Source organism: Enterobacter sp. BIDMC93 (assembly GCF_001037805.1).
Taxonomy (GTDB): Bacteria; Pseudomonadota; Gammaproteobacteria; order Enterobacterales; family Enterobacteriaceae; genus Enterobacter; species Enterobacter hormaechei_C.
Genome location: NZ_KQ089962.1, coordinates 4,117,910 through 4,132,947 on the forward strand (window position 1 = coordinate 4,117,910; position 15,038 = coordinate 4,132,947).

Here is a 15,038-nt window from a genome sequence, read left to right on the forward strand (position 1 = left end):
AGCGCATCGTCCTGAGAAACAGTCAAATGATTTACAACCGTTGTTCAGGATATTATGCAATCTGAGCCAGATTGTCCCGGACTAGCCGCCCGTTAGCATAAGCCAGGCGCGAGTCTTCTCTGGTTTGGATACCGTGCCTTTTGCGTTGTTCCGGGAGGCCATCACTGATTTGTGCAATTTATTCTTCCAGACGACTCCAGTCAGGGCCGATGACAGCCAGCAGATGGTCGCAGTCAGTGATCCTCAACGTTTTTCCTTGCCGCAATGACCGAATTAATTTCCTGGCTTCACGGCTGGGCCGGATATTTAAGTTACCCGTGACGTTCTCTCGTCCGGTGTAACACTTCAGACCCTCTAACGTTGCCAGCATTTCAAATCGCACATGATGACCTTCGGACAGAAAAGCGGCGTGTCGCAAAGGACTGCTCCAGTAAAGCGTCTCAAGAATATCTTCCCAGGCCCGGCGCAGAAGATGCAGCGACGCGTTCAGCCCATAAACGGGGCGACTGTAATCGGGGGCTCCCCGGGCGTTACGCTCCTGAAACTTCCATACCGCCTCGTGATGAGCCAGACGGTTTCGCATATCACGAATGCGACTGAACTTCTGCTCAATATGATGGCGCTTTACGTGTGCAGGACGTGAGGGAAAGACGTCGGAGGTCAGGTGTGGCCATAGCAGAGAGAGCTTCCTTGATTCTTCATATTCGGCCGTAAGCAGATTTGTCCAGAATCCAAAGTCCAGGCCGGAGATCACGCGCTCAGGGGTCAACGGTTTACCAGCATCGATAATACGCTTCGAGACCTTGCGTACACAGATCTCTTCCCAAGCGGTGAAATGATACATCGGGCTGCCGTCGGGAAATGTCCGGGGGTTTCCCTGCCCGTCCGTTTTGAATCGCTTACCCTGCCGGATGTACGTTTTGTCTCCGATATAACGAGGCAGGTCATAGATCCAGTAAGCATCCGTTCGCCATAAGCCTGTTGCTCCCGGCGGCGGATTGTGGCGGATGGCATAATCAATGGCGTTTCGGAATGTGACTTCAAGGCAATGGAGCAACGGCTGCATCGCAGCTGACAGAGCCTTATTTCAGTTATATCCGCCGAGCATCTCTTCAGGCTTTAACTTGAGAATGTTCGTATAAATATTCAGGCGCTCGGATGAAATGTAGTCTTACAGTTGCATGTCGCCCTTCTCGACGCTTTGCTGCATAAGGTTGACGCTTTTGTCAGATATAGGTACTTTGTCATTGTCCAAGCGCGGATTTCTTCGGACCCGTGCGTTTAAGTTAGTACCGGAAAAGCCATCCTACAGGGTGGCTTTTCTCGTTTCAGCGTCCGATCATGCATAAACGCTTTCTCCTGGCACACGATGACATTGACGCCATGGTAATCCTGTCATGGCCAGCAAGACAAAATCTCATGGATGGCCTGAGCAATCATCGTCCATCACTGCCAGCAATATTATCCAACAACAATGCTGTCAGATACGAGCTTCGGTGAATCAGAACCTACTCTTAGACGGTGATCTAATAATCGAAGTGGCATTTTTCAGTGCCAATGCTCAATGCTTCGGTTAACCGAGTTGAGTGCATTCGCTGAATCATTTACCCAACAGTGAGATAAGGCTTACTTTCGCTGACAGCAGGGCACCAATAGCGGCCGGATATAACAAAATGGAAAGTTGTAAACGTCTCACCTTGTTAGTTGACGCGACGACTTTAATGACTCTGGCCACGCTAAAAATGCACAAGAAGAATCCCACCGTAGCAACCAGGGCTGCCGCTAACATAAACCAGTACTGTACGCCGGTTTGCTGTGACAGACTGGTGACGGCCCCTGCCATGACCAGGCACTGTATCAGTCCAAACGATAAGGCCCCCGAACTGCCCTCTACCACTTTGCCAAAGTCTTTCAGAAAATCGTCCATCCACTTCTCCCTCATCGCGAAATCGAACAGCAACATTATACCGCTTAGAATCACGGGTTAACATGGCAGTTGCAGCGCCCTCTCCCACAGGTTAATGCAACAGGAGATTGTGCCTGCCGGGAATCTGAACGAAGGGGTTAAACGTTTTCAACGCCGAAAATTCATCGGTTTAACACTTTGCACATTACGAGCCTGAGCACCAGCCTCATCTCTTTTCCTAACCCCTCCCACAATAATTTGAGGTTCTCTCTGGTGGGACGTTTCAGCAGATATGCCATCCGCATGACTAAGGGACAATGGTCGGCATCATGCATTCAAACCATATTTGGATAGCCTGGTTTCCACTTTCTTTCTCTATCCCATGCACATAATTCACCAATAAATCTTAAGAAACCCTGCAGGCTTATGTCCCGATGATATGAGTGACTGGTATGAGTGACTAAGAATAGGAATATCCGAATATGATCAAAAAGAAAGTGGTTATGGTAAAACTGGATGGATTAAAGAAGTTGTTCTTAACAGATATGCGGCCTTACGGCCGCATCAGGCGCATATTTACTACAAAATCATGGATAACACGATTATCCCCAACATCACAGTTGCAAAGATCACAGTCAAAACCTGTGTAACCACTGGTGCTTTTAGAAAAGCGCCAAAAACTTCTGCCATAAGTGCTCCTTTACTAAAAGGCGTAGGAACACCGCCGTACAATCGGTTGACGCGGAATTACCCCACGGGTAATATCTGATTTGACTTTTATGTCACCAATTTTCAAGCGGTGCATAATTCCGGGAACATGAGTTGTTGTTCTCGAAGTTGAAAAAGAATCTGATTGCCCTCAGGTTCTTTTTTTTCGCCTTAACGTAATATTAAGGACGTCATTCATCGACACTTTAACGCTTAGTCGAGGAATGAGCAGAGTTTACCATTTCCCATTCTGCTGATGCATTGCCAAAACAACGTAAAACAAGCATAGCCACCATAACCCATTAATAAACAAGAATTTTATTAATGTTATTTTTATACACCTTGCGAGTTTTAGTGTTAATTTCCTTTAGGTTTGCCATTTATCCGTGGTCAAATGGCCTCAATAGTCAGCTTGTTGATTAGTTTTGCCAGAGACTTCAACTCACAGTTATTAGGCATACGGAAACCAGGGAGCCGGGTCTTCATCATCTTAAAAGCCATCGGCCTCGGCTCTCGCTACAAATTGGCAGCAACGCTGCGGAAAGGATTAATGCTGGAGATGGATCCGCCCGTAAATGAAATTTCATACCGGCGAAAAGGGCTTTTGAAGTATGCGTATACCACATCCAGGGTTATGGAGCCGACCCCGTCTGTCGTTGGGACCACGTCTGAACCCAGCACTTCTTTGAACCGTTCAGGGTTTTCAAGAAACGTCACAGGAAGCTGCAGGAGGCATTTAGAGGGGCGTATTAACGGCGCCACAGAAGGAGCGAGGCTGTTTAATCGAAAAATATGGCTCACGGTTTGCAAACAGCGACAAAAAGTAACTTTGGATGAAGATATCTGGCGGGACACTGCGGCATAACAGGCAAACTGCGGGGGCCTCCCCGTTTCCCGGGCCAGGGCAGGTGGAAAACACGACGCGTTCTGGAACGCTATGCTTCTGAAGCGCGCTAACAGCCTCATCCTCTCCGTTCAGCTGCCAGAAATTTAACAGCCGCCCCCACCTGTCTGTTATCTGATAAAGCAGCCTTTACTCATCAGTTCGGCAGACAGGAGCGAGAGCACATGCACGTACCATCAGATTTTTTCCTCTCGGAAGACGCTTTTTTGGTAGCATTACCCGTAAATATTTCAGGGCTATTTTTTCCAGCTACGGGATTGATACCCGTGCCCCACTTTTTCAGGGACGATAATTCATGAACATGCTCCACCTGTCCGTCGCGGCGGCTATTGTTGCCGTAATGGCTGTCTTTACCATTTTCGTTTTACTCTCCAGATTGCGCGTACTGAAACGCGCAGACGCCAACAAAGCAGCTCAACTCCAGCGTTACGCGGTAATTACGGATGCCGAAGCCGAGGCCACACGACTTAGGCAGGAAGCTGAGCAGCAGGCCCGGGCAACAACCGAAAATGCCCGTGTGGTGGCCAACGCCCTGGAAGAGGAAGCCACCGCCTTACTGAGTGAGGCGCAGTCAACCTCTCTCTCGCTGCAGGAACAGATAGCCACATTGCGCACATCGTATTCAGAGAAAAAAGGAATCTATGATGCGCTGGAAAAAGCGATTGCCGTGTATCGCGAGGAGGAAGCGTTTACAGAGATGGGCATGTTTGAACCCCATTTTGATTTCGATACCTCAGAAGAATTTAAAGACGCCGTAAAAGCTAACCGGGCGGAACAGAAGGCGCTGCTGCGGATCAAGACCCGGAGCGGCGCAATCTGGTGCGGCACGGACTGGACGGTTCACAACTCGCGTGCTGAAGGAAAAAAAATGACAACCCGCGCCATTAATCTGACCGCCCGGGCTTTCAACGGCGAATGTGACGCAGCAATCGCTAACTGTACGTTCCGAAACTGGTCCGTTATGCACGATCGCATTCAGGCCGCGTTTGATAAGATCAACGCCCTGAATGAGGTGAATGATGTCCATATCAGTCACGATTATCTGACCCTGAAGCTCAAAGAGCTCGACCTCGTACATGCATACCGTATAAAAAAACAGGCAGAGAAAGATGAGCAGCGTGAAATCCGCGCTCAGATGGCCGAAGAACGTAAAGCGCAACAGGAGATAGAGCGAGCCATCAGAGAGGCGGAAGCGGAAGAGTTGCGGGCGCAAAAAGCACTGGATAAAGCCCGTAAGGAGATGGACGCAAAACTCGCGCAGATGACAGCCGAACAGGCGGCTCTCTATCAGACGAAAATTGATACCTTACAGGAAGCATTAACGGAAGCAGAACTTAAGGGCCAGAAAGCCCTGAGCATGGCGCAGCAGACCAAACGTGGCCATGTCTACATTATCTCGAATGTGGGCTCATTTGGTGAAAATGTTTACAAAATTGGCATGACGCGTCGCCTTGACCCCCAGTACCGCGTGGATGAACTCGGCAGCGCTTCCGTTCCGTTCCTGTTTGATGTGCATGCCATGATCCACAGCGAGGATGCACCGGCCCTGGAGACGGCACTCCATCAGGCCTTTGACGCCAGACGAACGAATCTCGTGAACCGTCGTAAGGAGTTTTTCAGCGTCAGTCTCCAGGACATAAAAAAAGCCGTATTTGAGCTGGCGGGCAACGATGTCGATTTTGTTGAAACAGTCACCGCACAGCATTACTACGAGACGCTGGCGCTGCGTAAGAAACAAAGCGGAAATACGAGCACCGAAAAGTCCGTGATTGTCAGCCAGCCACGGTTTGCCGAATCACTTTAAGTCACTGACAGCATTCAGGAACGTGGTGACTTAGCGGCTCAGTAGTAAGCGTATAGCTACCACAATACGTATACTACTGAGCCGCTCCTTGATGAAGGCACCGCGATGCGTTTTTCTTGTTCTGTTGGTGCGCCTGGAGCGGGCTCTCCCACAGGGTTATAACTTAATCCCCGCCCTCTTCCCTCAGATCGAGCCATACACATTTGTGTTCAAAGCACCAGGTATTCAATAGCAGGCAATACTGTCATTCATACCGCATTTCAAGGGCGTCAACATTATGACCGAACACTCCGTTCAAAGACCGGCTGTTCACAAGCACCAGAGACCCAAACGTCTCCTTCTAACTGCGAACCAATCCTCTCATGCATCCATTTTATATGGCCGTTTTGCGCGAGTAGCAGACGCTAACAACTCAATAACCACGAGGATTAGTGATATTTCGACAGTGAATGAACAAAGCGCAGATTAGCCATACTAAGGGGTGGCCCACAATGCCTCTTCTTGCGCGATGAGTGCCCTTAATGCATCAGGCTGTAGGTTTTTTGCGGCCAAACGGCGCTTCTCGATCATTTCAGGTGTCATACAGGAACGTAGTTCCCCCTCGAGGCATTCGATGAAGATCGCTCTAAACTCTTTTTCATTCTGGCGAGCAACTTGTACTCGGTGCTCCCGGTCATCAATGACCATCATCTTTACCGGGCTGAGCTGTAATAATTCACGCCAGCGACCATCATTAGTGACGAAATAGGGAATAAAGAAGGATCCATTCTGAGTCGCGGTAGCAGCCTGCTCTAGCAGACGCAGCAAAACCATATCCCATGCCATGCCGCGAATTGCCTTAAGCATGTCGCGAGACTTTCCTGTTACAGGGCCAAAAAAGGGCGCTACTGGCGATGAGGTCATGCCTCTCCAGATGAGCTGCAACTCCGTGAGCGGTATCGCCCCAAGTTTCTTAACAGAATAGATGAAGAGCTCACGCATGATCAGCTTGTAATCAGGCTTGCTATCACGGTGCCAGAGTGTGGCAAAGCGTAACAATAGAGCCTGATTGAATATGCTCTTAGCTTCCTGCTGTGCTATGAAGCCGTTACTGTAGAGTTTTTGCATAAACGCTTTCGCATCTTCAAGAAGTTCGGACCGAAGAGTTTCTGCAGGCTTACTAAAAACAAATGTGCCTGGCGATTCTCTGAAACGCTCCCAGTTCAGGTAATCGAGCATGCGGAAGGCAATAAGCGTATTAAGCGGACGTATGTTCTGCGGATTATCACGCGAAAGGCGAACATTTTCGATGAGAAATGGCATCAAATCAAACTGCACTCTGGGGTTGTATGCCTTCAACATCAATATTTCGATAACGCGTTTTCGTTCAATTTCCTGAATATTCTCTCCTGATACGACTGCGCGCATTTTTTCAGCAAAATTGGAATCAAAGCTGAGTGAATAATCAAACAATACGTTGCTTTTTCCGCCCGTCAAATATGCCTGAAGACTCGCACCTGCAGACATAAAGTAGGCGCGGGGGCCTTCAAAAAAAGAAATAATCTGTTCGTTCTCTGCCAGTCCTGGCCCAAGTCCGAGATTAATATCAACCGCTCCAGGTTCATTGGTGCAAAGGATAGTGCGTAAGTGAATCATGTCCTCTGGTCTCTCTTTACCGATGGCATCCAGCGCTGCCAGATCGCCGTGAAGAAGGGCAAAGTAAAGAACATCAGATATAGGGGGGCGCAACATGCTGACTCCTTTATTTTTATACTGGTAAGACCTTTTCTGGCTGGTGGTCTGTATCTGAATCATCATAGTGTCAGGCCGCATATACCCGAGATCATAATGTGTGATTGCAAGAAGTTGATGGCCTGCTGTTAGCCGCTCGATACGCCTCTGCGCGTTCTTTTTTCTAAGCCATATCGTACTTCAGATCGCGTCTTCATAATGGTAAAAGCTTTACCGTCCGGAATTGAATAGACTGTGCGAAAAAGGATCATTCACGACCACGTTCTTAGCCGGTGCTTCATCTTCAAAATATCACACTATCAGATTCTGTTAGTGACTGTCTCTTATTTGCCTCTCGCTTAATCACCATTGCTCCCGAATCACCGGTTTCACTTTGTAGAACACCCTCAGGCAGACTGACCAGAAAGCTGGCCATACGGACGATGAACGGGATACAGGTTTGTCCTTCAGGATTGGCCTCACATAGCCAGAAATGCTTCCTTGCTCCCCGAAGGCGGACACTTCAGTACTTTTGGTCGCGACAGGCTGAACTTCCTGCTCCAGCGAAAGTTGATCCTCAGCAGCGATGTTGTCGCCCTCTGCTTCTGTCTCATCCTGGAGTTGAATCCCCTGCGTCCCGAGCCATGAGATATCCAGTTGCCAGGCATGACGAGAGCGTTCCCGCCACACGTCAAAGGCCTCACCCACATAGCCAAATGCGCCCTGAAGAGACCAGCCGTTGGCGAGCGCCAGATGAGCCACCGCTTCGTCCTTTTTACCCCGTAGCTCGCTGAACCCCATGTGTTTGACTTCATGGCATGAAGGGCATAACGCGATGAGCCCTGTGAGGGTCTGACACTGACTGTCATCATCGTAATGCCATATTTCATGGCACTCCACAGGCCATCGGGGGCCCCTTTCCGCCGCAGATCTGGCATTTCCACCCTGCTGCTCTGGCCGTTTGTTTATATAACCGTACTTTGTTCGATAAAGAGAACGCACTTCTGATTTCCTCAGGCCTCTCTCAAACCCGCTGATGGTTTACAGCCAGGATAAAGCGGGTAAACTAAAGGTTCTATTACTGTTCACCTGAAAACCTGTGTCACAGCTTGATTTTGGTAACCAGAACCCTTTTGAACGTGCGATTTCTCCTTTTGAAGAAATGGCGGCGTAAGAAGCGCTGTGGGCCGAAAAAGGGGCGACGTTCAAGACCATTGCCGATAAGTTTCGCCAGGCTCCGGAAGGTGCAGTGCCTTCTGATTTAGTCTCCGGCAAAACGATTGCAACCTTCAAGACCAGACTGAAAGAAATCATGTCCCGCTACGCTGTCGAAAATATCGGTGTCCGGGTTCATGGTGCCGGTGAGTATCCCGAGAAGCTGAGAGATGCCCGTCACCCGCTCGAAGTCCTCTATTATCAGGGATGGTGGGATCTGGTTAACACCCGCTCAGTCGCAGTTGTCGGCTCAAGAAAAGTATCGGAAGACGGCGCTCGTCGTACCCGTCGACTGGTAAAATGCTTAGTGGAAGATGGCTTTACTATTGTCTCAGGGCTTGCCGAAGGCGTGGACACTAACGCTCACCAGACCGCACTGGCGCTTGGTGGCAAGACTATTGCTGTGATCGGTACACCGCTCTCCCACAATTACCCGAAGCAGAACAGCGAGCTTCAGCGCACTATTCGTGATAATTTCCTGCTCATCAGTCAGGTGCCATTCCAGCGCTATCTGGACCAGGATTACCGTAGCAACCGAATTTTCTTCCCGGAACGGAATATCACCATGTCCGCGCTGACTGAAGCGACGATCATAATCGAAGCCTCCGAAACGTCAGGTACGCTGACTCAGGCTCGCGCAGCTCTCGCTCAGGGCCGTAAGCTGTTCATCCTCGAATCCTGTTTCCAGAACCCGTCTATTACATGGCCTGCAAAATTTGAGGCATTGGGAGCTATACGAGTGAAGGATTACGAAGACATCATGAAAAACCTGGGATGACATTCAGGCTGACGCAGATTGATGAGTTGAATAGGGTCCGGGAGCAACACCTTTCCCCTGAAGAAGCGAATGGGTTTTATTTACTCGACGCATACCCAGGCAAGGTTATGGTTACAGTGACCCTTTTCGGCTGATTTACAATCTCAACAACGGTAATGACCAACATGGACTCGCCGGATAACGCTACAAAGAGGCTGCTATTAAGGACGTAGTACCCTTCGTGACTGAGACCATAAGAAACCTGATCGTTTGATTGCATAACCGTTCCTTGTCCGCTGAGGAGACCACACTTCTGATGTTATCGAACCAGCGTATCCGGGGCACCAGCTCAACCGTCAGTCATGGTGGGTAAAAGCTGACCTCAGATGCACCTTCCAGAGCGCTCCGTACTCCCCGGGGAAGGCAATACTGATGGACATCAAAAAGGTAATTTTCCTGCACGTCTCTGAAAACTATTTAAAGTGACGCTGAAAGCTCATTTAAATCCCTGGCGATTCAGTTCACACAGGGACTACATCAGGATTGTTCTCCGTAACGTCGCAAATTTCATGAATTTTCCCGAAGGAGGTGTAATCTAGGCGGAAAAATGAGTTATGTTACTGTCAAACAAAACTACAATACTCGTGGCATGGATTACCTATGAAACCAGAGCTTGAAACCATTTTGCCTGAATTTGGTGAAGCAATTCGCCCACACGTTTATAGTTACGTTACAGCCAATAAACACGCAACCGCGAAGCAAGTTTTGTTCATGGCCGGGTCGCCTGCTGCAGGTAAAACCGAACTCTTGAATCGTCTTATCGAACAACATGGTCTTACCAATATTGTACGAATTGATGCCGATGATTTTCGTTGGTGGTTTCCCTACTACAATGAAGAGAATTCTGTTGAATACCAGAAACCAGCGTCAAAGATGGTTGATTTTATTTATAAAAAGGCTCTATCTGAAGGATATCCAATCGTTATGGACTCCACGTTTTCCAGTATAGGAATTGCCGAGCAAAACTTTGATCGCGCCCTTAGAGCGGGTTATCAGGTGATGCTGAATTATGTCTATTTCGACCCTACGCATGCATGGGTTTATGCTCAGGCACGTTCACGTAAGGTACCGCTGGAAGTCCTTAAGAAGAATTTTTTCAAGAGCAGAGAAACCATTGAACATATGCTCACGAAGTATGCAGGTCAATTTACGCTGAATGTTTATCATCGGCGGGAAGACCCTGAAAATGTGGGACAGTTCCTGGTTGACTATACTTCCAACGTTACATTAGCAACCTGGACGACCTCCCATCATTGCCCATATTCAGACGTTAGCGATCTTGCTCACATAGGTGTATAATAAATGTCCGATTTGAGGAGTGCATATGTCTGTTAAAACTGAAGCCAAAAAACCAGCCGCTGAAATTTCGTTGTTCGATGCATTCGGACCAGACGTTAGCGAGCAGGTTCAAGCTATCAACCTGAGAGCCGCTGAGCTTTCCATGGATGATATGGCTCGGGTAATGTGTGTTGCAGACAGGAGCATTGAAAAGAACGTAAAAGTTGGAGCGCTTTGCACTGCTGAATTTCCTGAAATTACGCCCCCTCTGATTGAACATGGTGAAGAGATCTTGAGGCAACTCGAAGGTATCAGAAGTGGATATTATGGTTTACCTGATCATAATGACCACCTCGTTCAACCTAAAGGTCTGAATATACACCCGACCAGGATTGCACCATTGTGGCTTTCTCATGCATCAAAAGCCACGAGTAAGATTCAGGATGCTATCGAATCTGCCTCATCGAACATGAGGCGCTTACTTGATGTTGGCGTTGATGAGCGAACAATGGTCATTGCAATTAAATACAGTGACCCGCAGACGGGTGTCCAGCGTACTCTCACGCTTGACGATGAAGTAACGTCTGGGTCACGAAGTACAGTTAGGGTTGTTACAGGCAATAGATTACGGTTCAAAAAAACACGCAGAAGTGTCCGTGAGACACCCTTCATGGCCGTCACTAGCAAAAAATAGTCTTCCACAAACCTCGCTATCACAGCGGGGTTTTTGTTTTTACGCGTAAGACGCTAAAGGAATAGATAGGGGCACCGTATTTAGATGCCGCCTCATAACTTTTCTCAAATAGCTGCTTTCGTCAGATTGTCTGTGATTATGACACTTCTCAGTACAAAAAAAGTCTAAAACTAATGGGTAGCAGGCTTGTGTTGCTTAAAGATCGCTAATAACAAATCCTTTATCCCGCATGCAGGAAACCCAAGCTGATTTAGGAACCCCTTGGTCAGCTTTTACTGAAGTGGAAAAAGTAATTTCTGTTCCATCGAGACCATTCAATTCAGTTACATTACCATTAATGATCATACTCACCTTAGGTGAACCATTAGTAATCTTTGTATTAAACTGGCCGCTTGCATTCCCGTTATTTCCAGCTTTCAAAGGTACTGATATAATCGACGAAGCGCATTCAGACGCAGACGATTTTAGCAATACCTTTTGTTGTTCATTGCCATTTTTTGATGAGCATCCTGAGATGATGAGGAGGGAAGCCAAACTAAAAAATAAAACGCAAGATTTTTTCATCATTATTCCTGATAATTATTCTAAGGGAAAGAGGATCAATTATATCCATTAAGCGTGCGCATTAATCAAAGTTTTTTTACTCGAATGAGTTTATCATCACATAAACGCCTTATCGCTGTGATGCTCAACTTTTTAGCTTTCAGAATTTTTGACTTCAGAGTGAGATCTCAGTAATTACAGCAAATATCTTCAAATATCTTGACTATCATGTATACCACCTCACGCGATGATTGGCAGAGTGAACGTCTCTTTTCCAATGATACCAAGCTCATACCACGCTAAGGACCATTGGACCTCCTTCTGAAGCAGATTCGGCATACCCACCTTGCTTTTCTGAGCGCTGTTTTATGTAATCAAGCTAGGTTCGAAAACGAGACCGAACTCTAGCATTGTCGAACCAGCTTGTCTTGGACACGATTTAAATCACAAGACGAGTGGGTAAAACCAGAAATCTGATTCACCTTGCAGGGCATACAGTACTTCCTGCAAAGTAATCCTTAACGACATTGACCTGCTCCCCATAAATTGATGCAGATACATGTTAGCAACGTCTGCTCCTGGCACACTTCTGCCGCTGCCCCTTCAGCCTCACGACTCCTTCAAAATCAATGTTGGTAGGTTGAAGATTTAAGCGATACTAATCTAAGCTAGCCTTCGGGATTTTAAATATAGGGATTTTGCTATGCCAGTATCGAGGCATCTTGGCTGGGGCGGGATTGTCATGTTTGGTGCCGTGCTGTTGGGAGGATGTATTCCGTATCCACGGGAAAGGCCCGGGTATATCGACCTTTGTGAAAGCGAGTATACATTCACTGTCAATAGCCCAAACGGAAAGCAAGAAATTGTGCTGGAAACCTATCTCTATGATCACGGTATGCCTGGTAACTATATCCCTGCAAAACGAAGCAGCTTCACTATTCCGCATGTCCAGGGGCCTGAGGCGAGGCCGGAATTTTATATCCAGTTGATTGCCTATAACAAAGGACGTCAGCGCCCTTCTCGACCGGGAACTACCGGGCTGCCAGCAGTACCGATTTTTATCGACACTCGTAATGCCTATATCGACTTGGGCGATGGTAACCAGGTTAGCGCGAGGCCAGAAATTTATCTCGGAACCACATCCTTCCCTTATGATTTCCCGGAAGACAGAAAGGAATATGCAAGGCCATCGCCTTACGACCTCAATAGTGATGAGATACATCGCAACGTCCCCCGAATTACGAATAACGATGACTACGGTTCAGCGTACGTGGTCTTTAAAATTTATGACGGCAACGCGAATACGAAATGGTCTGTACATTTAGGCGATCTTGACGTTAATGGGGTGAAAGTGGCAGTACCCCCGATGAGACTTTGTTATCAGCCAACGCTGAAGTGGATTGGTATTGAGCCGCTCATGCGCCCATAAATATCAAACAGGATAACTGGATGATATCCGCTAGTGTTTCAGGGATGTCCACTTCCACAAGGCATTTCCCGATTTTGCGACCGTGCGGATCCTGGCATAAAGCAGATAGGCTAACTGAACTAAAGGTCCGCTGCGAGCGATCAGCGGACGTTCCTAATTCCTTTAAAAAATCCTCCAGGGAGGATATGATAAAAATATACAGCTATAAAGCCTAAAGGGAGTGGACATGACATTGTTTGAGGAATGTAAGGAGCTGCTCAAGACAGATTTTAATGTTATGGAAGGGGATGATTTGAGTGCGGTAATGGATATTTTTCATCAATATCCATGGCATAGCGGTGATCTCAAATGGGCGGAAATGGACTTTAGCGATTATGAACTTAGTCATGAGATGTTTAACTTGAGCGACTTAGGCAATGAAACTGTATTTGTCGTAGCGGATGATGCGAATGTGCCCGTGTTCAGAACCCATCTACAACTCATTGTCGATAATATCTACGATGTCATCGCCCTGTCACCTAAACTATTTATTTTTAACGATAAGATAATGATTAAGCCTTTATTCCCTCATGATCTTATAAGGGTTGGTCTGCGAAAGTGATGAGTAGATATGCTAACCAGCTCCCCGTTGCTCAACTAAGACTGTTGTTCTCCACGTCCGCTCCTGGTACGGAGCGGACTAACTGACTGACTGAGCAAAAGGTCCGCTGTGAGCGAGCCGCGGGGTTAGCAATGCATACTTATAACAAGATGCCTTGAGACATAGAGAGCTGGCCACCTCAATACAAGCCAAGACTAGTCAGGTATGATGATTTTAATTATGTCTTCGTGCTAAATTAAAATATATTGCAAAAAGACAACTTAAGTAATTGGTGTTTGGAAATATAAGTACTTTTACCTAGTCATAATCATATGGAATTGTACCAATTTTGGGAGAATCGGCAAATGTATTTTGTTCGAAAGATACAAATCCTGGTCTATTAATTGTACTACCTCTTGAGGTATCATAGTGAACCGATAATATGCTCTGAAGTATTCTCTGCAACGTGATATGAGGTCTTTTTGTACAATCCACACCCACATATTGAGCATGACCTTCTACAGTCGTGTTGTCCTTTCTAAGTTTAAATATACAAGTCTTATTTGCAACTATAACTTCGTTAATAAGAGTGGAAAAAGACCCTCCATTCTCCTTTGAAATGCTTGAGAATATTTTCGCATTGAGACCTTTCAATGTTTTGATGTCACTATCAAAAGAAAAAATAGCTGTGTGAGGCGTTCTCTTTTTATTTCCAGAGCATAAGTTGGCAGCATCTCTTAATGCTTTAACCTCATGGTGAATGTCATTTGTCTTTAATTTCTTTTTTACGGATATTATACTCACAACACCTTCAGGTGGGACAATACAGAATTCTTCAAATTTTTCATAGATTGGATAATTGGCAACATCATACACTATAATATCTAATTGCCTTGAATGACGATCTGGAAAGTTTTCAACACGAGTAATATCCTCTATTCCTGTTTTAGTTGAGGGGCTAAGAATAAATCCTGACATGGCTTTTAGATTAGAGGGAAGATGGCTATTAAGAAACGATCTTAACAAGGATTCAATATAACGCCCTTCCTCACCTCGGTGATAAGCACCTTTGGAATTTGTATTAGGCAATAAAGTTTCTATCACACGATATCTTTCCATGATTTCTTTAGCTTCTATATCAAAAAAATTACGAACCCTTAGACCTTTACTATTTTTTTCCACAGTGCGTTACTCCTTTCAAAAAAGTGGTTAATAATATCAAATTATAAATCGTCCATTTCACTCAATGTGACTATACAAAGAGTGGGATACGAAAGCAATAATCATTCAAATTGATTCGTATAAAATATAAATCCCCAGACATAACTTAGATAGTTTTGCCTTTATTAATAATATTGACCTTCTCCCCTTAGATTGACACAGTATAGAGTTAGAACATCAGCTTCTGGCACATAGCGGATGGACATGTGTGGAATGTTCGCTATGAGTG

The 15,038-nt window shown here is 46.5% G+C and carries 12 protein-coding genes; 6 read left to right on the plus strand and 6 right to left on the minus strand.

Annotated features, from left to right (window positions below):
* Nucleotides 1-178 precede the first annotated feature (178 nt).
* Both SK58_RS19300 and SK58_RS19305 read right to left on the minus strand, forming a co-directional pair.
* Complete coding sequence (locus tag SK58_RS19300; protein WP_255353782.1) at nt 179-1,066, minus strand: CAAX protease; 888 nt, start codon at nt 1,064-1,066, stop codon at nt 179-181.
* A gap of 534 nt (nt 1,067-1,600) precedes the next feature.
* Entirely contained in the window at nt 1,601-1,927 is a 327-nt protein-coding gene (locus tag SK58_RS19305) for a hypothetical protein (RefSeq protein WP_048220443.1), read from the minus strand.
* A 1,886-nt stretch (nt 1,928-3,813) separates the two neighbouring features.
* On the opposite strand from SK58_RS19305, the gene SK58_RS19310 reads away from it, so the two are divergent.
* The gene (locus SK58_RS19310) at nt 3,814-5,322 is read left to right on the plus strand and encodes an SNIPE associated domain-containing protein (RefSeq protein ID WP_048220331.1); all 1,509 of its coding nucleotides are present in this window, start codon (nt 3,814-3,816) and stop codon (nt 5,320-5,322) included.
* Between the two features lie 474 nt (nt 5,323-5,796).
* Here the strand turns inward: SK58_RS19310 and SK58_RS19315 are convergent, their stop codons facing one another.
* Nucleotides 5,797-7,053: a hypothetical protein gene (locus SK58_RS19315; protein WP_048220332.1), complete on the minus strand. Its 1,257-nt coding sequence runs from the start codon at nt 7,051-7,053 to the stop codon at nt 5,797-5,799.
* Between the two features lie 342 nt (nt 7,054-7,395).
* The gene (locus SK58_RS19320) at nt 7,396-7,833 is read right to left on the minus strand and encodes a hypothetical protein (protein ID WP_255353784.1); all 438 of its coding nucleotides are present in this window, start codon (nt 7,831-7,833) and stop codon (nt 7,396-7,398) included.
* Nucleotides 7,834-8,281: 448 nt separating this feature from the next.
* On the opposite strand from SK58_RS19320, the gene SK58_RS19325 reads away from it, so the two are divergent.
* From SK58_RS19325 to SK58_RS19340, 3 genes are all read left to right on the plus strand, one after another.
* Complete coding sequence (locus SK58_RS19325) at nt 8,282-9,025, plus strand: DNA-processing protein DprA (RefSeq protein ID WP_255353785.1); 744 nt, start codon at nt 8,282-8,284, stop codon at nt 9,023-9,025.
* 639 nt (nt 9,026-9,664) lie between these two features.
* Nucleotides 9,665-10,363 (plus strand): zeta toxin family protein, encoded by a 699-nt coding sequence (locus tag SK58_RS19335; RefSeq protein ID WP_048220334.1) that lies wholly within the window; start codon nt 9,665-9,667, stop codon nt 10,361-10,363.
* Nucleotides 10,364-10,388: 25 nt separating this feature from the next.
* Nucleotides 10,389-11,036, plus strand: a complete 648-nt coding sequence (locus tag SK58_RS19340; RefSeq protein ID WP_053070235.1) for a hypothetical protein — start codon at nt 10,389-10,391, stop codon at nt 11,034-11,036.
* A gap of 195 nt (nt 11,037-11,231) precedes the next feature.
* Here SK58_RS19340 and SK58_RS22990 read toward each other — a convergent pair whose 3' ends face one another.
* The gene (locus SK58_RS22990) at nt 11,232-11,603 is read right to left on the minus strand and encodes a hypothetical protein (protein WP_156175007.1); all 372 of its coding nucleotides are present in this window, start codon (nt 11,601-11,603) and stop codon (nt 11,232-11,234) included.
* Nucleotides 11,604-12,321: 718 nt separating this feature from the next.
* On the opposite strand from SK58_RS22990, the gene SK58_RS23235 reads away from it, so the two are divergent.
* Both SK58_RS23235 and SK58_RS19355 read left to right on the plus strand, forming a co-directional pair.
* Nucleotides 12,322-13,008 carry a hypothetical protein gene (locus SK58_RS23235; protein ID WP_048220336.1) on the plus strand — a complete coding sequence of 229 codons (687 nt, stop codon included), beginning with the start codon at nt 12,322-12,324 and terminating at the stop codon, nt 13,006-13,008.
* A gap of 226 nt (nt 13,009-13,234) precedes the next feature.
* Entirely contained in the window at nt 13,235-13,609 is a 375-nt protein-coding gene (locus SK58_RS19355; RefSeq protein ID WP_048220337.1) for a CDI toxin immunity protein, read from the plus strand.
* Nucleotides 13,610-13,906: 297 nt separating this feature from the next.
* Here the strand turns inward: SK58_RS19355 and SK58_RS22995 are convergent, their stop codons facing one another.
* Nucleotides 13,907-14,770 (minus strand): DUF6602 domain-containing protein, encoded by an 864-nt coding sequence (locus SK58_RS22995; protein WP_156175010.1) that lies wholly within the window; start codon nt 14,768-14,770, stop codon nt 13,907-13,909.
* Nucleotides 14,771-15,038 lie beyond the last annotated feature (268 nt).